Consider the following 20,814-nt stretch of genomic DNA (forward strand, 5'->3'; position numbering starts at 1 on the left):
CGTGCGTCACGCCATCGGCCGCGCCCGAAAGGCCGGAAACGCGCGTGTTCCCGACCTGAAGGGGTATGATTAGGAAACCTGGCAACCCAGCGGAGCACACCGATGAAGCCGTTACACCTCTCGCGCGCCTTCACGCTGATCGAACCCGGGCCGGTGGTCCTGGTGACGACCCATGACGGTAGCAGACCCAACATCATGACCATCACATGGACGATGGTTCGCGGCTTCGACGCCGAGTTCGCCCTTACCACCGGGCCATGGAACCACTCCTGGGAGGCGCTGAGGGGCACGCGCGAGTGCGTTCTCGCCATCCCGACCGCCGACATGATCGACACTGTCGTCGGAATAGGGATGTGTTCGGGCGCCGACACCGACAAGTTTGCGCGGTTCGGCCTCACGCCACTGGCAGCAAGTCACGTCAGGGCACCGTTGATCAAGGAATGCCTGGCGAATATCGAATGCCGCGTCGAGGAGATCGTCGAACGGTTGAACCTCCTGATCCTGAAGGGGGTTGCCGCGCATATGGATGGTCACCGGGCGGATCAGAGGCTGATTCACGCCGTCGGCGATGGAACGTTCACCGCCGATGGCGAGCGCTTCGACCGAAGCGAAGCGATGCGCGCCAAGCTGCCCGTTGGGCTTTAGGGGAGGTCGGGCCCGGCGGCATCTTTCGGCGGTGTCCCGCCCCGAGGCGGGTGGATCGCGCCAGGAGAGAAAAGTGGCCCGTTGCCGCGTTTGTCCTCCAGTGTGGCGCATTTTCGGTGCCGGCCCTTCCTGGCGGTCTCCGCGGACCACATTGAAAGGCGTTATGGGCACCGCTCTGCAGGGGCCGAGCAACCGGACTGAAGGCGTCCACCGGCCGGTCGCGCCCGGTGTGGCGAACAAGGGGGGGCGCGAAACGGTCAGCCATGCGCCGCGCAGCAGGGGGCCGCGTTGTCGAGGAGAGGGACCGAACCGGACCTTCGCCAACCTTGTCACGAATGGTTGCTGTCCGATGCCGCAGACGCTCGGCACCGCGACCGACGTCCGGGTCCAGGCTGCTGCGATGGCGGGAGAAATGGCGTCACCTGCCCCTCCGCTCCGTCCTGAACCGCACGAGCCGCAGCGCGTTCATCGTGACCAGCACGGTCGCGCCGGTGTCGGCCATGACTGCGATCCAGAGGCCCGTGAGACCGATCAGGGTGGTCACGAGGAACACCCCCTTGAGCCCCAGCGCGATCGCCACGTTCTGGCGGATGTTGGCCATCGTCGCCCTCGCAAGCCGGATCTGGCCGGCAACATCCATGACCCGGTCGCGCAGCAAGGCGCCATCCGCAGTCTCCAGCGCGACATGGGTGCCCGATCCCATGGCGATGCCCAGATGCGCGGTGGCCAGCGCCGGGGCGTCGTTGATGCCGTCACCCACCATCATGACATGAGCTTCTCGGGCAAGCGCGCGCACTTCCGCCACCTTGTCTTCGGGCGGCAGGCCCGCGCGGGCTTCGATGCCCAGACCCTCGGCGATCGCATGGGCCGTGACCGGGTTGTCACCCGTCAGCATCACCGAGGTGATCCCCATGCGTTTCAACGCCGCGACTGCCTCGGCGGCATCCGCGCGCGGCTCGTCGCGCAGTGCGATGAGGCCCAGCAGGCGATCCGCCGTGAAGGTGGCGACGACGGTCTTGCCCGTAGTCTCCAGTGCCCCGACGGTCGCACGGTCCACCTCGCCCAGCACACCGGCCTCCGCGGCCATGTGCGGGGCGCCGACGTGCCAGGTTTCCCCTGCGATGTCGGCCCGCGCACCCCGGCCCGGGATCGCTGTGGCCGTGGTGGCCTGCGGAACCGTGACGCCCTCTGCTTCGGCCCGCGCAAGGATCGCCTGCGCCAGCGGGTGGCTGCTTCCGATCTCAACTGCCGCGGCGGTGGCGAGGAGCGTGGCGGCGTCGCCGTGGAGCGGCACGATATCGGTGATCTGTGGCCGCCCCTCGGTCAGCGTGCCGGTCTTGTCGAAGGCGACGAGGGTGGTCTTCGCGGCACTCTCCATCGCCGCACCCCCCCTTCATCAGCAGCCCGTGCCGCGCACCGGAAGACAGCCCGGCGGCGACCGCTGCGGGGACCGAGATCACCAGCGCGCAAGGGCAGCCGATCAGCAGGAGCGCGAGGCCGCGGTAGATCCACGTCTCCCATGCCGCGCCGAAGAGGAGCGGCGGGACGATGGCGGCGAGCAGCGCCACGCCCCCCACCGCCGGCATGTAGGCCCGGCTGAACCGGTCGATGAAGCGCTCGACCGGGGCACGGGCGCTCTCGGCCTCTTCCACGAGCTGAAGGATGCGAGAGATCGTGTTGTCCTCGGCGGTCTTGCCGACGCGGATGCGCAGCTCACCCTCGGTGTTGATCGTGCCGGCGAAGACCTCGTCTCCCGGCTCCTTCAGCACCGGCACGCTTTCCCCCGTGACCGGGCTCTCGTCGATACCCGAGGTGCCGCTGACGATAGTGCCGTCCGCAGGGATGCGGTCCCCGGGGCGGGCCTGCACTATCTGCCCGATGGCAAGGCCTTCGGCCGGAACCTCGCGGATGCGCTCGCCGATGACAAGCCGCGCGGTCCCGGGCACCAGATCGGCCAGCGCCCGGATCGAACCCCGCGCGCGAGACGCCGCAAGGCCTTCCAGCATCTCGCCGACGGCGAAGAGGAAGACGACGAGCGCGGCCTCTTCCGCCGCCCCCACGAAGAGGGCGCCGGTGGCGGCGATGCTCATCAGCATCTCGATGGTGAACGGCATCCGCGCCATGGCCATCAGGGCGGCCCGCTTCGCCACGGGGGCGACGGCGATCAGGGTGGCCAGCACGAAGACCCAATGCGCGACGGGGCCGCCAATGAGCAGCCTGACGATCCAGGCCAGGACGAGCAGTGCCCCGGTGCCGATCAGGTAGCGCCCCTTGGGCGTCGCATACCAGGCCGGATCGGGATCCGGGGCGGCACTGGACCGAGGAGGGACATCAGCCTCTTCCACGGGCGCGCCCGCTCCGGGAAAGGCGCCGTCCGGCAGCACGAAACCGCCCTTGGGCCTTTCCGGAGCGGCGCCGATGGCCGACATGCCGTAGCCAAGGCGCCGCACGGTCTTTTCCACGGCCTCGCGTGATGTCTTGCCGGTGTCCAGCTGCAGCCGCAGCCGCTCGTTCATTAGCGTCACCTCGACCGCGTTGACCCCCGGCAGCACCTCGACGGCGCCGCGCACCTTCGCCGCGCAGGCACCGCAATCCATGCCGGTCACCCGCCATTCCTGAAGCTCCGCCACATCCGTCATCCGCTGCCTTCCATCTCTTCCGTTTCTCGACAGCATACAGGATAGGAGCTGCAGCCAGTGTAGCTTGAAGGGGTGAATTAGGCGGAAGGAAGCGCGCCATGCACACGATCGGAACCCTGGCCCGTGGCACCGGCACCAAGGTGCAGACCATCCGATATTACGAACAGATCGGCCTGATGCCCGAACCCGGGCGCACCGAGGGTGGCCAGCGGCGCTATGGCGATGCCTATCTCGACCGGCTTGCCTTCATTCGCCATTCGCGCCAGCTCGGTTTCAGGAGATCGGCCCCGAACATGATGAAGTCGGTCGCCGTGAGCATTCGCCAGTCACGCTTCGCGATGTCGAAGCGCTTGAGCATCTTGAGTGTCTGGAGTTTGGTTTGTCCGGACGTCTTGTGCAGGCGCTCAAGGTAGGCGTCGATGATGCTCTCGCCGGTTGCGGATTGTGCCGCATCGCTCTTGCGGCGCAGCGAGAAGGCCAAGGCGCCACCAGCTTCGTCCACGAGGATTTCCTGCCGCCTCAACCAGGCGACGGCGAAGCGGCACTGGGCGAAGGTCTTGGCTTCGTTGACGACAATTGCGCCCTGGTGCTTCATCCGGATCTGGGCTGTGTAGCGCTTGCCCCCGGTCTTGCTTTTGCGTTCGGTGATCGTGCCCATCTGGGGTCCTTTCTGTGATCTCTATTCGAGTTGCGTGGTTCTGATCGTTCGCCGCCGGTTTGCCCCGGGTAGACGACGCGATCGGTCGAACGGGAAGAGACAGGAGGGCCGCGAGCCCGTGCAGGAGGATCAAGCCAGAAAGATCGTGTCTGGCCTTGGCGTGCTGGCGCTGGGGGTGCTACACGAGCCGTTTGAGTGCTACACCGTGTAGCACTTTTCGTCGAAATCGCGCCGAACGGGGCCAAATCGGGAAAAATCGGGAAGATGGCCGAATCGAAAATGCCCGAAAAACAAGGGGTTTCGGCTCTCCACGACGCCGCCCGCCTCAGCGTTGCACCGATGATGGATTGGACCGACCGGCATTGCCGGGTGTTTCATCGTATGCTGTCGCGTCAAGCGTTGCTCTATACCGAGATGGTCACGGCGCCTGCGGTTATCCATGGGGATCGCGACCGACTGCTGGGATATGACGCGCTCGAACATCCGGTTGCGCTGCAGCTCGGGGGATCGGATCCGGCGGAGCTGGCGCAGGCGACGCGGATCGCGGCGGCCTATGGCTATGACGAGATCAACCTCAATGTCGGCTGTCCCTCGGATCGCGTGCAGTCGGGATGTTTCGGCGCCGTGCTGATGCAGCGGCCGCAGTTGGTGGCCGAGTGTGTCGCCGCCATGATCGCCGAGAGCCCGGTCGAAGTGACCGTCAAGTGCCGGATCGGCGTCGACGAGCAGGTGCCGGAGGAGGTGCTTCCGGCGTTTCTCGAGACCGTGCGTGCGGCCGGCGTGACGCGCTTCACCATCCATGCGCGCAAGGCCTGGCTGCAGGGGCTCAGCCCCAAGGAGAACCGCGATATTCCGCCGCTGGATTACGATCTCGTGCTGCAGATGAAGCAGGCGTTCCCCGACCTGAACCTCTCGATCAACGGCGGCATTACCTCGCTCGACGCGGTGGAGGGCTTTCTTGAGCAGGGGATGGACGGGGTGATGCTGGGGCGCGCGGCCTACCATGATCCGGGATCGGTGCTGATCGGTGCCGACCGGCGGATCTGGGGGGACGCGCGCGAGGTGTCGCGCGGCGAGGCGGTCGGGCTGATGCGGCCCTACATCGCGGATCATGTCGGCGGCGGCGGGCGGCTGCACCAGGTCACGCGGCATATGCTGGGGCTGTTCCATGGCCAGCCCGGGGCGCGTGGCTGGCGCCGGGTGCTGTCGGAGCGGGCACACGGGATCGCGGCGGGCGATGTGGCTGGCGCGCTCGGGGTGCTCGACGCGGCGCTGGGGCAGGTGGCCGGGGCCCCGGCGCAGGCCGCAGGATGAGGCCGCCCGGCGGGGCGGGTCTGCAGGGCGTGGAGAGGCCTCAGGCCCCCGTCGCGGCCGCCGGGCGCAGCACCGCCGCCGACAGGGTCAGCGCGATCAGGCCGCATAGTGCGATCGCCGCGACCATCGGCAGGGCGGTGGAATCGAAGAATGGCCCCGTTGCTGCGATCATCACGCCGCCGGCCAGCATCTGAAGCGTGCCCCCCAGCGACGAGGCGAGGCCCGCAATGTCGCCATGTTCGTCGAGCGCCATCACCATCGTCGTCGGGATCACGAGGCCGAGGCAGGCGTTGGCGCAGAAGAGGCCGGCCATGATCACGGGCAGGGCGCCTCCGCCCATCGCCACCACGACGAGCAGGCCGATGGTGAAGGTCGCGAACCCCAGCGTCGCACGGCGGATCACGGTGGGGGCGCCGTAACGCTCGCCCAGGCGGGCGGCGAATTGCGACGAGGTGAAGAAGCCGATCGCGTTCAGCGCGAAGGCCAGAGAGAAGCCGGTGGGCGAGAGGCCGAAGCTTTCGGTGTAGACGAAGGAAGCCGAGGCGAGGAAGACGAAGAAGCTTGCCATGCCGAAACCGCCCAGCAGGGTGAGGCCCATGAACGTCCGGTCCATCAGAAGGCGCGCGGTGCCGCGGGTCAGCGCACCGAGGTCGACCGGGCGGCGTTCGGCATGCGAAAGGGTCTCGGGCAGGGCGAAACCGGTGATCGCAAGGCTGACGATGCCCACCGCCACCAGCGCCCAGAAGATTTCGCGCCAGCCGAACAGGGCCATGAGGCCGGACCCGGCCAGCGGCGCCAGCATCGGCGAGACCGAGATCACCAGCATCACGGTGGCCATCAGCCGGGTCGCGGCGGGGCCGGTGTGCATGTCACGGATGATTGCGCGCGGGATCACCATCACCGCGGCGCCGCCCAGCCCCTGGACGAAGCGGCCGATCACCAGCGCGCCGATGTCGGGGGCCATCGCGCAGGCCGCGGAACCGGCGAGGAACACGGCAAGCCCTAGGTAGAGCGGCGCCTTGCGCCCGACGCTGTCGGACCAGGGGCCATAGACCAGCTGCGCCACCCCGAAGGCGATGAAATAGGCGGTCACCGTCATCTGGGTCTCGGCCACGCCGGCCCCCAGCGCGTGGCCAATCAGCGGCATCGCAGGCAGGTAGAGGTCGATCGAGAACGGGCCCACGCAGGACAGTAGCCCGAGGATCAACGCGGCGCGCAGGGTGCCGGTGGCCATGGTCGTCTCCAACTCGCAGGAATGGGCGTCATCGCTGTGACGTGGCGCGGTAAGTGGGGCGGTGACGTCGGGGCCGCGCGTCGCGCCGCCCGTCGGGCGCGATGGTAGCCCGGATCGGCGAAGGCTGCCATGCGAAAGTCGCATAGCCGATACCAGTTTCGCCGCGCTGCGGCATAAGACCACTGGTCCCGGCGCCGCTGTCGGGCTAAGCGTCGGCAAACTTTGGCTGAGTCGGAGAGACACTTGCCCGATACGATGCAACTTGTCGAGATGGCGATCCTGCTCCTCGTGCTGGGCGCCTTTGCCGGGCTGATGGCTGGACTGCTGGGCGTGGGAGGGGGCATCATCCTCGTCCCGGGATATTACTATGCCTTCAGCTATCTCGGCTACGGCGGCGCGGATCTCATGCAGATCTGCCTTGCGACGTCACTGGCCACGATCATCGTGACCTCGATACGTTCGCTCATGGCGCACAACCGCAAGGGGGCGGTGGACTGGACGATCCTGCGGGGCTGGGCGCCGGGGATCGTGGCGGGGGCGATCGTCGGCGTGCTGGTCGTCGACCACCTCCAGACCTGGACGCTGCAGCTCATCTTCGGTGTCGTGGCGCTGGTGGTGTCGGCCTATCTCGGGCTGGGGCGAGACGATTGGCGGCTGGGCGAAGAGATGCCGGGCCGCCGCCCGCGCAACGCATTCGCCACGCTGGTGGGCTTTCTGTCGGTGCTGATGGGGATCGGCGGCGGCAGCTTCGGCGTACCTCTGATGACGCTTTATGGCACGCCGATCCACCGCGCGGTGGCGACGGCGGCGGGCTTTGGCGTGACCATCGCGGTGCCGGCGGTGCTGGGCTTTCTGCTGACGCAGGTGCAGGGCGCGCCGCCCTGGACGATCGGGGCGCTGAACGTGCCGGCCTTCGTGGTGACCATCGCGATGACGCTGCTGACCGCACCCGTGGGGGCACGGATCGCCCATGGCATGGACCCCAAGCCGCTGAAGCGGGTCTTCGCGGTGTTCCTGTGCATCGTCGCGCTGAACATGCTGCGCAAGGTGCTTCTGGGCTAGGAAGCTTCTGGGCGAGGCTGCGCGGGATATGAAAAGGGCCCGCCTGTAAGGGCGGGCCCAACCCGTGCGCAAGCGGTGCGGCGCGTCGCGCGCGGGGTCGTCCTGATCTTCGCCGCGCGCCTCAGTGGCTGTTGAGCAGCACGCTCAGCAGGCCGACCGTCGCCACGATCGCCAGGGTGTCGTTGTTCACGCGCACCACGTGGTTGTTGTACAGCGCGTAGCGCTGGCCGCGGGGCGGCGGCGGCAGGTGGTAGCGGTGGTAATCGCTGATGTAACGGTAATCCCGGTGGCGATGGTGACGCTCGCGGTGGGCATCGCGGCGCGGCGCGTAGCAGCGCCCGTGCGAGGCGATCAGTCCGGGCGGGCAACCGCGGTGATGCCCGTGCCAGCTGTCATGCCGGGGGTTGTCGAAGTGCTTGTCGCCGCGCTCGGCCTGCGCGGGGGCCGCCAGCGTGACGGCCACCAGCGCAGCCGCTGCGCCCGAGGCGAGCATGCTGAATGTCTTGTTCATGCGTTTCATCTCATATTCCTCCGTGGAAGCGTCGGTCGATCGCGCCGGACGGCGGCAAAACGTGACCTAGCCAATGATTGCGCTGATATCGCCAACCGAGGCGACGACCACCCAATCGCGGGCATTCACCGTCAGGATCTGGCGTCCGAGCGCCACATAAACCTGACCCTGCGGCAGGCTGGGAAGGTCGTAGCGCTTCCAAGCTGTCAGCAGGCGAAAGTTATACTGCCCGATCTTGTCACCCGTGCGCCATACCCTCTCGTAGCGCTTGGCACCCCAGGGGTTGAGAACCGGCATTTTCTCGCTGTCGGTCGTGAGGGTTGCTGGCTGCGCCACGGGTTGACTGTCTTGCCCGGCCGCGGGCCGAAGCTCGGGGCGAGGCGTGTTGTCGGGGGCTCCCGCCATGGCGAGCGACCCCAGCGACAGGCACAGCGCGACTGTCACCGGCAGCAAGGTCGGGCGTTTCATCGTATCCTCCAGGTGATGTGGCTGAAGAACCCGCGACCAAGGTCCCGGGTTCCCGCTGTTTTCACGCCGAGGATCGGGAACCACCCCTGTGTGTGACATTTGCCACGTCGGGGGGATTCTGGAAGATCTTTGTTTTACAGTATGTTGAAGGGCGTTCTTTGGGTGGTCAGCCGCGGTGCCGCTTTTCGAACCGTGGCAGCATGGCGGAAAAGTCCATCCCGTGGCCGTCCTCCCGTTCGACGAATTGCTCGTAGAGCGCGGCGGCAAGCTGGCCCATCGGCGTGTCCGCATCGGCCGTTTCGGCGGCCTGCTGGGAAAGCCGCAGATCCTTGAGCATGAGATCGGCGGAGAACCCGGGCTTGTAGCCATTGTCGGCAGGGCTTTGCGGTCCGACACCCGGCGCCGGGCAATAGGCGTTCATCGACCAGCTGTAGCCCGAGGACGTCGAGACCACGTCGAACATTCGCGCGCGGTCGAGGCCCAGCTTGTCGGCCAGTGCGAAGGCCTCGCAGGTGGCGATCATGGTGACCCCGAGGATCATGTTGTTGCAGATCTTGGCCGATTGCCCGGCGCCCGCGCCGCCGCAATGGACCGCCTTCTGACCCATGATGTCGAAGAGCGGCTTGACCGTGGCAAAGGCCGCGTCGCCGCCGCCCACCATGAAGGTCAGCGTGCCGCCCGCCGCGCCGCCGATCCCGCCCGAGACCGGCGCGTCCAGCACGCCCAGGCCGGCCGCCTCGGCCTCGGCAGCGACTGCGCGGGCGCTGTCGACGTCGACGGTGGAACAGTCGCAGAGCACCGCGCCCTTCGCCATCGCCGGAATCACCTCGGCCGCGACCGCACGCAGGATCTGACCGTTCGGCAGCATGGTGATGACCACCTCGGCGCCGTCGCAGGCGGCGGCCGCGCTTGCCGCGGCAGTCACGCCTTCGGGGCAGGGGGCGGCGGTGTCGAACCCCGTTACCTGATGCCCGGCGGCCGCCAGGTTGGCGGCCATCGGCGCGCCCATGTTGCCAAGTCCGATGAACCCGATCCTCATCTCGTCTCCTCCTCGAAAGTCAGCTCGTCCTCCCCCAGCGGGGCGAGGATCGCATCGACCTCCTCCGCCGGCACGTCGTAACCGGTATGCCGCCAGTGCGGCGTTCGGTCCTTGTCGATGATCTGGGCGCGGATCCCCTCGAGGAAATCGCCCTGCGCCATCGCCCGCGCCGTGAAGCGGTATTCCGCAGCCAGCGCCTCGCGCAGCGCGGGCTTGCGCCGCAGCCGGCCGAGAAGCTCCAGCGTTGCCGTCATCGACAGCGGCGAGCCCCGCTTCAGCGTCTCCAGCGTGGCGGTGCCGAAGGCGCCGTCGATCGTGGCAAGCGCCGCAGCGATCTGGGGCAGGGTGCCCGCGCCGAACGCCACGTCGATCTCCATCCGCGCGGGTTCCAGCGCGCCCTCGGGCGGCGGCGTCATGTCGTAGATGATCGCGCCGGGATCGCCGCTCTCGACCAGCCGGGCGCGCAGCTGCGCCCACCGGTCGCCGGGCACGAAGCTGTCGGCAAAGCCCGCGGCGATGGCATCGGCGGGCCCCATGCGCGCCCCGGTCAGCCCGAGGTATTCCCCCAGTCGCCCAGGCGCCAGCGCCAGCAGAAAGGTTCCGCCCACGTCGGGCACCAGCCCGATGCCACATTCGGGCATCGCGATGCGGGTGTCCTCGCGCACCAGCCTGTGCGACCCGTGGCACCCCACGCCGACCCCGCCGCCCATGACGAAGCCGTTGAGAAAGCTGATGATCGGCTTGGGATATTCGAAGATCCGCGCGTTCATGCGGTATTCATCGCGCCAGAAGCGGCGCGCGTAATCATGATCGCCGGCGATGCCGCGGCGATACATCGCCGCGATGTCCCCCCCGGCCGAGAAGGCGCGGTCGCCCTCGGCCTCCAGCAGCACCAGCGCGATGGCGGGATCGTCGCGCCAGCGGATCAGCGCGGCGTCGATTTCAAGGCACATGTCGTAGTTCAGCGCGTTCAGCGCCCCGGGCCGGTTCAGCCGGATCACCCCGGCGCGCCCCTCGGTGCCGATGATGACATCGGGCCCGGTCTTGCCGGATGTTTCTGTCCGTCCCTTGCCGTCATCCGCCATCAGCCGCGCTCCGCCAGAAGGGCGCGGCTGACGATCAGCCGCATTATCTCGTTCGTGCCCTCGAGGATCTGGTGCACGCGCAGGTCGCGCACGATCTTCTCGATTCCGTAATCGGCAAGGTAGCCATAGCCGCCATGCAATTGAAGGCACTGGTTGGCCACGTCGAAGGCCGCGTCGGTGACGTACATCTTGGCCATGGCGCAGAACTTGGTCGCGTCCGGCGCGCCCTGGTCCAGCTTCCACGCCGCCTGGCGCAGGAAGATCCGCGCCGATTGCAGCTTCACCTCCAGCTCGGCCAGCCGGAATTGCAGCGCCTGGAACTGGTCGAGCGTGCGGCCGAAGGCCTGCCGTTCCCCCATGTAGCCCAGCGTGGCGTCCAGTGCGGCCTGCGCGCCCCCAAGCGCCGAGGCCGCGATGTTGAGCCGCCCGCCGTCGAGCCCCGCCATGGCGTAGGAAAACCCGCGCCCTTCCTCGCCGATCAGGTTGGAGGCGGGGATGGGGCAGGCGTCGAACTGCAGTTGCGCGGTGGGTTGCGCCCGCCAGCCCATCTTGTCCTCCAGCCCGCCGAAGCTCAGGCCCCGCGTCCCGTCCTCCACGATCAGCGCGGAAACGCCCTTCGGCCCGTCCTCGCCCGTGCGGCACATCACGACGTAGACGTCGGAATAGCCGCCGCCCGAGATGAAGGCCTTTGTCCCGGTGAGGACATAGCCCTCGTTCGTCTTCTCGGCCCGGCTGCGGAGTGCCGCGGCGTCGGAGCCCGACCCCGGCTCGGTCAGGGCGTAGGAGAAGACCTTGGTCATGCTGCACAGATCCGGCAGCCAGGCGGCCTTGACCTCGGGCGAGGCGAACTTGTCGATCATCCCGCCGCACATGTTGTGGATCGACAGGAAGGCGCCGACCGCGGGGCAGGCCATCGCCAGCGCCTCGAACACCAGCGTCGCGTCAAGCCGCCCCAGGCCCGACCCGCCGTGCGCCTCGTCGACGTAGATCCCGCCAAGCCCCAGCGCCGCGACCTTGGGCCAAAGCTCTCTCGGGATCGTGCCCTGCCGCTCCCATGCCCGCGCGTTGGGGGCGATTTCGGCCTGGCCGAAGTCCCGTGCCATGTCAAAGATGGCCTGCTGTTCCTCGCTCAGTTCGAAATCCATCGTCTCCTCCGGTCGGCTGGATCGCTCGCTTTAATTGAACATGTGTTTAATTCGGGCCCCCGGGTCAATACCCAAGGGAAAGGGTGAGCCATGACGTTTGTGAAGGCAAGGGGCGTCCCCGCTGCCGCGCGGCGCCGGCAGGCCCTGTGCCGCGGCCCCGCTCGGCCCGATCCCGCCGCGTGCAAGACCCCTTCCGCGGCGCGCGGCGCGGGTGTATGAGGGCCGGGCGCAACACCGTCGGTCCCGTAGCCGCCGGTCGGCGCCGGGACCCTTTCGAAATTGACCTCCTCCGCCCTCGATTGCCTTTCGTGCGGTGCCTGCTGCTTCGGCGGCCACGACCGCTATATCCAGCTTTTCGCCGAAGACGAGGCCCGCGCCCTCCCGGCCGACGCCGTGGCCGAGATCGACGGCCGGCGCTATATGCGCATGGCCGGCGGCCATTGCGCGCAGCTCACGCCCTGCGCCGCCGGCCTCGCCTGTGGTGTCTACGAGATGCGCCCGACCGCCTGCCGGGCCTTCCGCGCGGGCAGCTTCGAATGCCTGAAGTCGCGCCAGCATCGTGGCGCCGATGCCGCCCGGCTGCTCATGCTGGCCGGGGTGGGGGGGCCCGACCCCTCCGGTCCGGTGCCGCCGCAACGCCCGCCACGGCCGCGCGCGGCCTGATCCCCGCCCGACCCCCTGTCTGATCGTCCGACCTGACACCGACCTGTCCCGCGCCAGACCTGCGCCTACCCTGCGCTGGCCATCAGCGCGGCGATGCTGTCCTCGGGCTGGCCCAGCAGGTGCAGCGCCTCGGCCTCGGAATGCACGGCACGCACGATGACACCGTCCAGCCCCTCCCACGAGCGGCGGGCCATCTCGGCCATGGCATAGGTGGCGGGGGTCGGGGCGCAATAGACCAGCAGAACTTCTGTCGCCCCGCGCAGGAAGACATCGGCCTTCTGCGCCTGGATCTTGAGAAGCTCGGCATAATCCGGGTCGAACCCGGTGACGCCCGACAGATCCACCAGCTGCCGCTGCCCGGGGCGCCAGTCGGGATGGCGGGCATATTCGGCGAACACGGCGCCTGTTTCTTGCAGCTTCACCTGCCCCTCGTATCGGACGTAGACGAGTCCCCGCCGGGGGAAGATGGTGAAACTGACGGACATGCGTACTCCCTCGAAACTGTCGACCGCTTAAATGCAAGAGGGCGCCGGAAACATCCCGGCGCCCCCGCAGTATCGGAACCGAAGCGGTGTCAGTCCATCTCTTTGAAGTGGAACTCGCCGCCTTCCTTGATGCCCGAGAACCAGCGCTGGGTGACGGTCTTGGTCCGGGTGTAGAACTTGAACGCGTCCGGGCCGTACTGGTTGAGGTCGCCGAAGGCCGACTTCTTCCAGCCGCCGAAGGTGTGGTAGCTCAGCGGCACGGGCACCGGGAAGTTGACGCCGACCATGCCGACGTTGACCTTGGTGGCAAAGTCGCGCGCGGTGTCGCCGTCCGCGGTGTAGATCGCCGTGCCGTTGCCATAGGGGTTGTCCTTCACCAGCTTCAGCGCGTCGTCATAGGTCTTGGCGCGCACCTGGCTCAGCACCGGGCCGAAGATCTCTTCCTTGTAGATGTCCATCTCGGCGGTGACGTTGTCGAAAAGCGAGGGCCCCACGAAGAACCCGTCCTCGTAACCCTGGAGCGAGAAGTCGCGCCCGTCGACCACCAGCGTGGCCCCCTGCTCGACGCCCGAGGAGACGAGGCCGTTGATCCGCGCCTTGGCCTGGGCGGTGATGACCGGGCCGTAATCCACGTCGTTGCCGGCGGTATAGGGGCCGACCTTCAGCTTCTCGATCCGCGGCACGAGGCGCTCGATCAGCGCATCGGCGGTCTTGTCGCCCACCGGCACCGCCACCGAGATCGCCATGCAGCGTTCGCCCGCCGCGCCGAAGCCCGCACCCACCAGCGCGTCCGCCGCCTTGTCGAGATCGGCATCGGGCATGATGATCATGTGGTTCTTGGCGCCGCCGAAGCACTGGGCGCGCTTGCCGTTGGTGGCGGCGCGGCCGTAGATGTACTGCGCGATCGGGGTGGAGCCGACGAAGCCCACGGCCTGGACCGTCTCGTTGTCGAGGATGCCGTCGACCACTTCCTTGTCGCCGTTCACCACCTGCAGCACGCCGTCAGGCAGGCCCGCCTCCTGCAGCAGTTCCGCCAGGCGGAGCGAGGTCATCGGGCAGCGCTCGGACGGCTTGAGGATCATCGCGTTGCCGCAGGCCAGCGCCGGGCCCATCTTCCACAGAGGGATCATGGCGGGGAAGTTGAACGGCGTGATGCCGGCCACCACACCCAGCGGCTGGCGCATCGAATAGAGGTCGATCCCGGGGCCGCCGTCGGTGGTGAATTCACCCTTCAGAAGATGCGGCGCGCCCATGCAGACCTCGATCACCTCGAGGCCGCGCTGCACGTCGCCGCGCCCGTCGGGCAGGGTCTTGCCATGCTCGCGGCTGACGATTTCGGCCAGCTCGTCCATGTGCTTGTTGATCAGGTCACCGAAGGCCATCATCACGCGCGCCCGGCGCTGCGGATTGGTCGCGGCCCAGCCTTCCTGCGCTTTCGCGGCGCTGGCGATCGCGGCCTCGAGCTCGGCCACGGTGGCCAGAGGCACCCGGCCCTGAACCTCGCCGGTCGCGGGATTCATGACATCGGTGAAGCGCCCGGACGTGCCCTTGACGTGCTTGCCGTCGATCCAGTGGGAAAGTTCCTGCATCTTCTCCTCCTCGGAAAGGTCGTTTCAGATTGCGGGCACCATAGGCTTGCGTTTTTGCCGGATAAAGCGCCAAGTTCTCAAAAAGGGTTTTGCAAAAATGCAGGGAGCGACGGCGACGAGGGCCGGGCCGGCGGGGGCGCTGCCCCCTGCACCCCCGGATATTTTCGAGCAGAAAGGGAAGAGAGGCTGTCTTCTTCTGAGCGGAAATATCCCACGGGGGGGCGGGGGTGTGAAACCCCCGCGAATGCGGTGGGTGCGGGGGTGTGAACCCCCCGCGGCGCGACCTCGGTGCCGCGCAAGGTTTGGTGAGGGAGGGCGTATGGCCGACTGGGACGATCTGAAGGTGTTCCTTGCAGTGGCCCGCGCGGAAAGTCTGAGCCGCGCGGGCAAGGCGTTGCGCATCGATCCGGCGACTGCGGGGCGACGGGTGGCGCGGCTTGAGGAGGCGCTCGGGGCGCGGCTGTTCGTGAAATCGCCGCAGGGCTATGCGCTGTCGCCCGCGGGGGAACAGTTGCTGGAGCACGCGATACGGACCGAGCAGGCGGTGCAGGGGGCGGTCGGTGCGTTGCAGGGCGATGCCGGGCGGTTGACGGGGCAGATACGGATCGGCGCACCAGATGGCTGCGCCGCCTACATCCTGCCGCAGGTGGTGGCGCGGATCGCGGCCCAGCATCCCGGGCTTGAGGTGCAGATCGTGGCGCTGCCGCGGGTCTTCAGCCTGTCGAAGCGCGAGGCGGATCTTGCGATCGGGGTCAGCCCGCCGGCGGCGGGACGGCTGAGCGTGCAGAAGATCACCGAGTATCACCTGCATCTCGCTGCCAGCCGCGACTATCTTGCCGCGCATCCGCCGATCCGTTCGCGGGCCGATCTCGGGGCGCACCGCTTCGTCGGCTACATCCCCGACATGATCTTCGACAAGGAACTCGACTATTTCGAGGAGGCGGGCGGCGGGCAGCTGGCGATGGCGTCGAACTCGATCTCGGTGCAGCTGGCCTGGGCGCGGCAGGGGGTGGGCGTGGCGGTGATCCACGACTTCATGCTGCCCGGCGCGCCGGAGCTGATGAAGGTGCTGCCGCGCGAGGTGGGGCTGACGCGCGCCTACTGGCTGATCCGCCATCCCGGCGACCAGCGGGTCGAGCGTCTGAACCGCTTTGCCGAGCTGGTCGTGCAGGGGGTGCGCCGCGAGGTGGCGCGGCTCGAGACATTGGGCGACGGCACAGCGGGCGACGGCACAGCGGGGGACGAAGCAGCGGGGGCGGCACGATTCTAGACGGTGCGGCGGATGGACCTCAGCGGGCGGTGCAACCGGGGTAGGGCGGGCCCTCGCCGGGCGTGATGTCGCAGATCCGCACACCGGAGGCGAGCGTCGCCAGCCGTTCCGCCCAGAGCGCGCGGTCGAAGGGCGGCGGCGCGTCGGAGGGGGCGCCGCGCGCGGCCCATTGCAGCGTGTAGATGTCGCGCGTGCCGATCATCACCACGAAAGTCATCTGTTCCGAGAGGTCCGGCCGTCCTGCGGTGCCGCAGGCCAGCCACCCGGCGAAGACCGCGCGCGCGCCGGAAACCGTGGGCGGTGCCAGCCGCGCGCCGGCAAAGCTGGCCGGGCAGGCGCGCCAGTATCCGTCGCCGATCTGCGCCGCGAAGCGCGCGGCGAGGTCGTCGGGCGTACCGTTTGCGGCCGCGTTGGCGGTGCCGGTCAGGGTGATCATCTGCGACCAGTGCTCGACGTCCTGGTCGCCGGGCACCAGTTCGTGGATGTAGTTCGCGCCCTGCGTCGCCTCGTAGGCCGAGGCGAAGCCCTCTGGTGCCGGGATGGCGACGATCTGCGAGAAGACGGGCTGGACGAGGGTGGCCCCCGTCATCTCTCCGGCCAGGGCGGGGGCCGCAGGGGCGCCGAAGAGGAGCGCGAGAAGCGCCACCATCGCGGCCCGTGCCCCGTGTCGATCCGTGCGGCGGGCGCTGGCACGGGGAGTCGCGCCGGGGGTGGCTGAGCGGGGGAGGGAAGGCCCGCCGGAGGGCGCCGGAACCCGGACGGCGGCGGTGCGGACAGGCGGACGGGCGGGCCGTTCCGCGTGTCTTGCCGGGCGCTGGGGAATCGCGGGCATGGCCCCTCCTTTCGCGGACATTTCGACGCGATCCTGCGCCGGAAGTGGCCCCTCTGCCAGCGTTTTCCTTGACAGGTCGGCGGCCCGGGACGATCTTTTCAGGACTGCAGTTCGGGGTGCGCAGAGGTGACCCAGCCGAAGGAGAAGGCGATGCAAGTCCAGCACATGCTTCAGAACAAGGGCAACGCGCCGGTCGAGACGGTGCCCCCCGATTGCACGGTGGCCAGGGCCGCCGAGATCCTCTCGGCGCGGCGGATCGGGGCGCTTGTGGTCTCGACCGACGGCAAGCACGTGCTGGGCATCCTGTCCGAGCGCGACGTCGTGCGCGAGTTGGGGCGCCGTGGTCCTGCGTGCCTGTCGGACCGGGTCGACCAGCTCATGACCGCCAAGATCATCAGCTGCTCGCGCGATCAGACGGCGCGGGCGGTGCTCGAGGTGATGACTGAAAAGCGGTTCCGCCACATGCCGGTGATGGAGGGCGACGAGATGATCGGCCTCGTGTCGATCGGCGACGCCGTCAAGGCGCGGCTGGAGGAGCTGGCGATGGAGAACGAGGCGCTTGAAGGCATGATCAAGGGCTTCTGAGGCCGGGTGCCCGGTTACGGCCCGGTTGCGGCCGCTCCCCCCGTTCTGATCGACGCAGGTCCGCGGGCCGCGACGCTGCGGTGCGCGGTCTTCGTGCCGCGCCGCAGCGTAAATCGCGTGTTCGGGGCGATCTGCCCTTGCAAAGCCGGGGGCAATATTGTTGCGTGCGGCGTGTGAGCAAGGGGAGGCACACCATGCGTATCGGCCTGTATCCGGGGACTTTCGACCCGATCCACATGGGGCATCTGGATATCATCAAGCGGGCGGCGAAGCTGGTCGACCGGCTGGTGATCGGGGTGGCGATCAACCGCGACAAGGGGCCGATGTTCACGCTCGAGGAGCGGGTCGCGATGGTCGAGGCCGAATGCGCCTCTCTCGGCGCCGTGGATTGCGAATTCGTGGTCCATCCCTTCGAGAATCTGCTGATCGACTGCGCCCGTGACGTCGGCGCTGCGGTCATCGTGCGCGGGCTGCGGGCGGTCGCCGATTTCGAATACGAATTCCAGATGGTGGGGATGAACCGCGCGCTCGACGATCGGGTCGAGACGGTCTTCCTCATGGCCGATGCGCGCAGCCAGGCGATCGCGTCGAAGCTGGTGAAGGAAATCGCGCGGCTGCGCGGCGACGTCTCGAAATTCGTTCCCGCCCGGGTCAACGACGCGCTGTGCGAAAAGCTGCACCCCGGCGGATAAGCGGGAGGCTGGCGCAGGGGGCGTTTCCACGCGCCCCGCAAGCCGCGAATGGAAACGGGCGCCCGAGGGCGCCCGCTTGCGTTTCACGATCTGCGATCGGTTCAGATCAGCTTGCCCATGGCCACGGCGGTATCGCTCATCCGGTTGGAGAAGCCCCACTCATTGTCGTACCAGGTCAGGATCCGCACCATGTTGCCTTCCATGACCTTGGTCTGGTCCATGTGGAAGGTCGAGGAATGCGGGTCGTGGTTGAAGTCGATCGAGACGTTCGGCTCGTCGGTATAGCCCAGGATCCCCTTCAGCGGGCCGTCGGCGGCGGCGCGGATCGCGCTGTTCACCTCGTCCACCGTGGTCGGGCGCGTGCTTTCGAACACCAGATCCACGACCGAGACGTTCGGCGTCGGCACCCGGATCGACACGCCGTCGAGCTTGCCGTTGAGTTCCGGCAGCACGAGGCCCACGGCCTTGGCGGCCCCGGTCGAGGTCGGGATCATCGACATCGCCGCGGCGCGGGCGCGATACAGGTCCTTATGCATCGTGTCCAGCGTCGGCTGGTCGCCGGTGTAGCTGTGGATCGTGGTCATGAAGCCCTTGGCGATGCCGATCGAGTCGTTCAGCACCTTCGCCACCGGCGACAGGCAGTTCGTCGTGCAGGACGCGTTCGACACGACCAGGTCGTCCTTGGTCAGCGTCTCGTGGTTCACGCCGAAGACGATGGTCTTGTCGGCGCCGGCGCCGGGGGCCGAGATCAGGACGCGCTTCGAGCCGTTCTCGAGGTGCACCGCGGCCTTGTCGCGCGCGGTGAAGAGACCGGTGCATTCCAGCGCGATGTCGACGTCGCCCCAGGGCAGTTCCTTCGGGTCGCGGATCGCGGTGACCTTGATCGGCCCGCGGCCGACGTCGATCGTGTCGCCGTCCACCGTGACGGTACCCGGGAACTTGCCGTGCACGCTGTCGTAGCGGATGAGGTGGGCGTTGGTCTCGACCGGGCCGAGATCGTTGATCGCGATCACCTCGATGTCGGTGCGACCCGATTCCACGATGGCCCGCAGCACGTTGCGGCCGATCCGCCCAAAGCCGTTGATGGCAACCTTAACTGTCATTCCTGTCCTCCCTTCGGGGATAGCGGCGATGATGTCGCGCCCCGCCGGGTCGCGGGTCAGATCGCGGGATCCATGCGGGCGCACACCCGCCGTGACCCAGGTGGTTCGGACGGGCTCGTCCCGCACAGGCCAGATTTTCGCGCAAAGATCAACCGGGGGATCAGGCTGTTAGCGCCAGAACTCGAGATAATCGACAAGCTCGGTCAACTTCCTGGCAAGGAACAACGTGGCGTCGCCATGGTTGAAGAGAAAGTCTGCACCGAACATCAGAACCAGGAGAAGGCCGAGAATGAGGGCGAGGCGGTCAGTCATGTCAGGTCCGATGGGCAGCTCGGCGCGCGGTGCGCGTCTTGAACGGGCGCTCCCGCCGGTCGGCGGGCGCGGGCCAGACTAGCCGCGCGGTGCGGCGAAAAGAAGCCATCGTCATGTCGCCGCGTGCGGATCACGCCGGGGTGTGGCACGACGGTGTCCGACCGCGGGCCGGGCGGCCCGATCCGGGACCCCGCCCGCCGCGGGGATAAGCCGGCAGGCAACGGCTATGGCAGGCGGGTGAAAAGGGCAGGGCATGAGCGGACTTCTGGCACTTCTGGACGACGTGGCGGCGATCGCCAAGCTGACGGCGACATCGCTTGATGATGTCGCGGGGCAGGCGGCCAAGGCCGGATCCAAGGCGGCGGGCGCGGTGATCGACGACGCGGCAATGACGCCGCGCTTCGTCGACGGCATCCCGGCTGCGCGCGAATTGCCGATGGTGGCCAAGATCGCCGGCGGGTCGATATTCAACAAGCTGGTGATCCTGTTGCCGGTCGCCCTCATCCTGTCGAGCTTCGCGCCCTGGGCGATCCAGCCGCTTCTGACGCTCGGTGGCCTGTACCTGGGGTACGAGGGGGCCGAGAAGGTGATGCACTGGATCCGCCCGGGACATGGCGAAGAGGCCGCCCCCCGCGCCCGCGACGCGGCAGAGCTGGAGGAACGCCGGGTCTCGGGGGCGATCAAGACCGATTTCATCCTCTCGGCCGAGATCATGACGATCATCCTGTCGGCGCTGACGATTTCCGAGATCTGGATGAAAGGCGCGGCGCTGGGGCTGGCCGGGGTCGGGATCACGCTGGTGGTCTACGGCGGCGTCGCGTTGATCGTGAAGGCCGACGATGTCGGGCTGCACCTGGCGCGGGTCGGGCGGCTGGGCATCACGCGGGCCGCGGGCCGCGCGCTGGTGCGGGGGATGCCGGGGTTCCTGACGCTTCTTGCGACGGTGGGGACGCTGGCGATGCTGTGGGTCGGCGGGTCGATCATCACCCACGGTCTGCACAGCTTTGGCCTGGACCAGCCGGGGCAGTCGATCGAGGCGCTGGCCGAAACGGCTGCCCATGCGGTGCCCGGGGCGGTTCAGGGCGCGGTCAAATGGCTGGTGACGGCGCTCTGCGACGGCGTGTTCGGGTTGGCCGTGGGCTTCGTCGTGCTGGGCGTGGTGACGGGCGTGATGCGGCTTTTCGGCAAGGGCGGTCACTGAGGGCGGCGCCCCACCCTTGGTGGGCGCTGGTGCCGTCGTCGAGGTCCTTGCTTCATCGTGCCACACCCCTCCGACGACTGAGCGTGCGGTGACGATGCAACGCGCCCTCTCATGAGGAGGGGCGGGCGCCGCCCGGACTGGTCGCCTGAGTGCCGCGGGTCTTGGTTGCAGGCTGGCATCGCGCGGGAGAGACGACTTTCACGCAGCCCCCGATGGGGCGGTGTAGCCCACGCAGTGGCTTCCGGGCAGGGTGGGCGCGCTTGCTCGGCGAGCCGATCAAAA

General features: G+C 68.2%; 20 protein-coding genes and 2 pseudogenes. 9 read left to right on the forward strand and 13 right to left on the reverse strand.

What is annotated here, in order from left to right:
* Window positions 1–102: 102 nt before the first annotated feature.
* Window positions 103–645 carry a flavin reductase family protein gene (locus CVV76_RS06055; protein WP_102223714.1) on the forward strand — a complete coding sequence of 181 codons (543 nt, stop codon included), beginning with the start codon at window positions 103–105 and terminating at the stop codon, window positions 643–645.
* Between the two features lie 418 nt (window positions 646–1,063).
* Here the strand turns inward: CVV76_RS06055 and CVV76_RS06060 are convergent.
* Window positions 1,064–3,284 (reverse strand): annotated as a pseudogene (locus CVV76_RS06060) (heavy metal translocating P-type ATPase).
* Window positions 3,285–3,382: 98 nt separating this feature from the next.
* On the opposite strand from CVV76_RS06060, the pseudogene CVV76_RS25370 reads away from it, so the two are divergent.
* Window positions 3,383–3,559 (forward strand): annotated as a pseudogene (locus CVV76_RS25370) (MerR family DNA-binding transcriptional regulator); the annotation flags it as partial.
* Here CVV76_RS25370 and CVV76_RS25375 read toward each other — a convergent pair.
* Complete coding sequence (locus tag CVV76_RS25375; protein WP_233192751.1) at window positions 3,511–3,942, reverse strand: hypothetical protein; 432 nt, start codon at window positions 3,940–3,942, stop codon at window positions 3,511–3,513. The pseudogene CVV76_RS25370 and the gene CVV76_RS25375 overlap by 49 nt on opposite strands.
* A 264-nt stretch (window positions 3,943–4,206) precedes the next feature.
* On the opposite strand from CVV76_RS25375, the gene dusA reads away from it, so the two are divergent.
* Window positions 4,207–5,256, forward strand: coding sequence for a tRNA dihydrouridine(20/20a) synthase DusA (gene dusA / locus CVV76_RS06070; protein WP_102223716.1), 1,050 nt, complete (start codon window positions 4,207–4,209; stop codon window positions 5,254–5,256).
* A gap of 40 nt (window positions 5,257–5,296) precedes the next feature.
* Here dusA and CVV76_RS06075 read toward each other — a convergent pair whose 3' ends face one another.
* A complete protein-coding gene (locus CVV76_RS06075) occupies window positions 5,297–6,490 on the reverse strand; it encodes a multidrug effflux MFS transporter (RefSeq protein WP_102223717.1) in 1,194 nt (397 codons plus the stop codon).
* A 243-nt stretch (window positions 6,491–6,733) separates the two neighbouring features.
* Between CVV76_RS06075 and CVV76_RS06080 the strand changes: the two genes are divergently transcribed.
* Window positions 6,734–7,552 carry a sulfite exporter TauE/SafE family protein gene (locus CVV76_RS06080; protein WP_102223718.1) on the forward strand — a complete coding sequence of 273 codons (819 nt, stop codon included), beginning with the start codon at window positions 6,734–6,736 and terminating at the stop codon, window positions 7,550–7,552.
* A gap of 121 nt (window positions 7,553–7,673) precedes the next feature.
* On the opposite strand, the gene CVV76_RS06085 is transcribed toward CVV76_RS06080, so the two are convergent.
* From CVV76_RS06085 to CVV76_RS06105, 5 genes are all read right to left on the reverse strand, one after another.
* The gene (locus CVV76_RS06085; RefSeq protein WP_158243105.1) at window positions 7,674–8,063 is read right to left on the reverse strand and encodes an RcnB family protein; all 390 of its coding nucleotides are present in this window, start codon (window positions 8,061–8,063) and stop codon (window positions 7,674–7,676) included.
* 66 nt (window positions 8,064–8,129) lie between these two features.
* Window positions 8,130–8,531, reverse strand: coding sequence for a hypothetical protein (locus CVV76_RS06090; protein WP_102223720.1), 402 nt, complete (start codon window positions 8,529–8,531; stop codon window positions 8,130–8,132).
* Window positions 8,532–8,697: 166 nt separating this feature from the next.
* The gene (mmsB, locus tag CVV76_RS06095; protein WP_102223721.1) at window positions 8,698–9,570 is read right to left on the reverse strand and encodes a 3-hydroxyisobutyrate dehydrogenase; all 873 of its coding nucleotides are present in this window, start codon (window positions 9,568–9,570) and stop codon (window positions 8,698–8,700) included.
* Window positions 9,567–10,655 (reverse strand): enoyl-CoA hydratase/isomerase family protein, encoded by a 1,089-nt coding sequence (locus tag CVV76_RS06100; RefSeq protein ID WP_102223722.1) that lies wholly within the window; start codon window positions 10,653–10,655, stop codon window positions 9,567–9,569. Before CVV76_RS06100 ends, mmsB begins: the two co-directional genes overlap by 4 nt.
* The gene (locus tag CVV76_RS06105; RefSeq protein WP_102223723.1) at window positions 10,655–11,800 is read right to left on the reverse strand and encodes an acyl-CoA dehydrogenase family protein; all 1,146 of its coding nucleotides are present in this window, start codon (window positions 11,798–11,800) and stop codon (window positions 10,655–10,657) included. The genes CVV76_RS06100 and CVV76_RS06105 overlap by 1 nt, the downstream gene beginning before the upstream one ends.
* Window positions 11,801–12,079: 279 nt before the next feature.
* Here CVV76_RS06105 and CVV76_RS06110 point away from each other — a divergent pair, with 279 nt between their 5' ends.
* Entirely contained in the window at window positions 12,080–12,463 is a 384-nt protein-coding gene (locus CVV76_RS06110) for a YkgJ family cysteine cluster protein (RefSeq protein WP_102223724.1), read from the forward strand.
* A gap of 65 nt (window positions 12,464–12,528) precedes the next feature.
* On the opposite strand, the gene CVV76_RS06115 is transcribed toward CVV76_RS06110, so the two are convergent.
* Both CVV76_RS06115 and CVV76_RS06120 read right to left on the reverse strand, forming a co-directional pair.
* Window positions 12,529–12,948 (reverse strand): hypothetical protein, encoded by a 420-nt coding sequence (locus CVV76_RS06115; RefSeq protein WP_102223725.1) that lies wholly within the window; start codon window positions 12,946–12,948, stop codon window positions 12,529–12,531.
* Window positions 12,949–13,037: 89 nt separating this feature from the next.
* The gene (locus CVV76_RS06120) at window positions 13,038–14,537 is read right to left on the reverse strand and encodes a CoA-acylating methylmalonate-semialdehyde dehydrogenase (RefSeq protein WP_102223726.1); all 1,500 of its coding nucleotides are present in this window, start codon (window positions 14,535–14,537) and stop codon (window positions 13,038–13,040) included.
* A gap of 319 nt (window positions 14,538–14,856) precedes the next feature.
* Between CVV76_RS06120 and CVV76_RS06125 the strand changes: the two genes are divergently transcribed.
* A complete protein-coding gene (locus tag CVV76_RS06125) occupies window positions 14,857–15,807 on the forward strand; it encodes a LysR family transcriptional regulator (RefSeq protein WP_102223727.1) in 951 nt (316 codons plus the stop codon).
* Window positions 15,808–15,826: 19 nt separating this feature from the next.
* On the opposite strand, the gene CVV76_RS06130 is transcribed toward CVV76_RS06125, so the two are convergent.
* Complete coding sequence (locus CVV76_RS06130; protein WP_102223728.1) at window positions 15,827–16,456, reverse strand: hypothetical protein; 630 nt, start codon at window positions 16,454–16,456, stop codon at window positions 15,827–15,829.
* A gap of 333 nt (window positions 16,457–16,789) precedes the next feature.
* Here CVV76_RS06130 and CVV76_RS06135 point away from each other — a divergent pair, with 333 nt between their 5' ends.
* Both CVV76_RS06135 and coaD read left to right on the forward strand, forming a co-directional pair.
* Window positions 16,790–17,224 carry a CBS domain-containing protein gene (locus CVV76_RS06135; protein ID WP_102223729.1) on the forward strand — a complete coding sequence of 145 codons (435 nt, stop codon included), beginning with the start codon at window positions 16,790–16,792 and terminating at the stop codon, window positions 17,222–17,224.
* 194 nt (window positions 17,225–17,418) lie between these two features.
* A complete protein-coding gene (gene coaD / locus CVV76_RS06140; protein WP_102223730.1) occupies window positions 17,419–17,916 on the forward strand; it encodes a pantetheine-phosphate adenylyltransferase in 498 nt (165 codons plus the stop codon).
* Between the two features lie 101 nt (window positions 17,917–18,017).
* Here the strand turns inward: coaD and gap are convergent, their stop codons facing one another.
* Window positions 18,018–19,019: a type I glyceraldehyde-3-phosphate dehydrogenase gene (gene gap, locus CVV76_RS06145; RefSeq protein ID WP_102223731.1), complete on the reverse strand. Its 1,002-nt coding sequence runs from the start codon at window positions 19,017–19,019 to the stop codon at window positions 18,018–18,020.
* Window positions 19,020–19,187: 168 nt separating this feature from the next.
* Window positions 19,188–19,331, reverse strand: a complete 144-nt coding sequence (locus CVV76_RS25165; protein ID WP_199178502.1) for a hypothetical protein — start codon at window positions 19,329–19,331, stop codon at window positions 19,188–19,190.
* Window positions 19,332–19,584: 253 nt separating this feature from the next.
* On the opposite strand from CVV76_RS25165, the gene CVV76_RS06150 reads away from it, so the two are divergent.
* Entirely contained in the window at window positions 19,585–20,532 is a 948-nt protein-coding gene (locus tag CVV76_RS06150; RefSeq protein ID WP_102223732.1) for a DUF808 domain-containing protein, read from the forward strand.
* Window positions 20,533–20,814: the final 282 nt, after the last annotated feature.

The organism is Acidimangrovimonas sediminis (assembly GCF_002871005.1).
GTDB lineage: Bacteria > Pseudomonadota > Alphaproteobacteria > Rhodobacterales > Rhodobacteraceae > Acidimangrovimonas > Acidimangrovimonas sediminis.

Coding starts and splice junctions, on each gene's coding strand:
- CVV76_RS06055 (WP_102223714.1), top strand. CDS start 103: ATGAAGCCGTTACACCTCTCGCGCGCCTTCACGCTGATCGAACCCGGG.
- CVV76_RS25375 (WP_233192751.1), bottom strand. CDS start 3,942: ATGGGCACGATCACCGAACGCAAAAGCAAGACCGGGGGCAAGCGCTAC.
- dusA (WP_102223716.1), top strand. CDS start 4,207: ATGGCCGAATCGAAAATGCCCGAAAAACAAGGGGTTTCGGCTCTCCAC.
- CVV76_RS06075 (WP_102223717.1), bottom strand. CDS start 6,490: ATGGCCACCGGCACCCTGCGCGCCGCGTTGATCCTCGGGCTACTGTCC.
- CVV76_RS06085 (WP_158243105.1), bottom strand. CDS start 8,063: ATGAACAAGACATTCAGCATGCTCGCCTCGGGCGCAGCGGCTGCGCTG.
- CVV76_RS06090 (WP_102223720.1), bottom strand. CDS start 8,531: ATGAAACGCCCGACCTTGCTGCCGGTGACAGTCGCGCTGTGCCTGTCG.
- mmsB (WP_102223721.1), bottom strand. CDS start 9,570: ATGAGGATCGGGTTCATCGGACTTGGCAACATGGGCGCGCCGATGGCC.
- CVV76_RS06100 (WP_102223722.1), bottom strand. CDS start 10,655: ATGGCGGATGACGGCAAGGGACGGACAGAAACATCCGGCAAGACCGGG.
- CVV76_RS06105 (WP_102223723.1), bottom strand. CDS start 11,800: ATGGATTTCGAACTGAGCGAGGAACAGCAGGCCATCTTTGACATGGCA.
- CVV76_RS06115 (WP_102223725.1), bottom strand. CDS start 12,948: ATGTCCGTCAGTTTCACCATCTTCCCCCGGCGGGGACTCGTCTACGTC.
- CVV76_RS06120 (WP_102223726.1), bottom strand. CDS start 14,537: ATGCAGGAACTTTCCCACTGGATCGACGGCAAGCACGTCAAGGGCACG.
- CVV76_RS06125 (WP_102223727.1), top strand. CDS start 14,857: ATGGCCGACTGGGACGATCTGAAGGTGTTCCTTGCAGTGGCCCGCGCG.
- CVV76_RS06130 (WP_102223728.1), bottom strand. CDS start 16,456: ATGGTGGCGCTTCTCGCGCTCCTCTTCGGCGCCCCTGCGGCCCCCGCC.
- CVV76_RS06135 (WP_102223729.1), top strand. CDS start 16,790: ATGCAAGTCCAGCACATGCTTCAGAACAAGGGCAACGCGCCGGTCGAG.
- coaD (WP_102223730.1), top strand. CDS start 17,419: ATGCGTATCGGCCTGTATCCGGGGACTTTCGACCCGATCCACATGGGG.
- gap (WP_102223731.1), bottom strand. CDS start 19,019: ATGACAGTTAAGGTTGCCATCAACGGCTTTGGGCGGATCGGCCGCAAC.
- CVV76_RS25165 (WP_199178502.1), bottom strand. CDS start 19,331: ATGACTGACCGCCTCGCCCTCATTCTCGGCCTTCTCCTGGTTCTGATG.
- CVV76_RS06150 (WP_102223732.1), top strand. CDS start 19,585: ATGAGCGGACTTCTGGCACTTCTGGACGACGTGGCGGCGATCGCCAAG.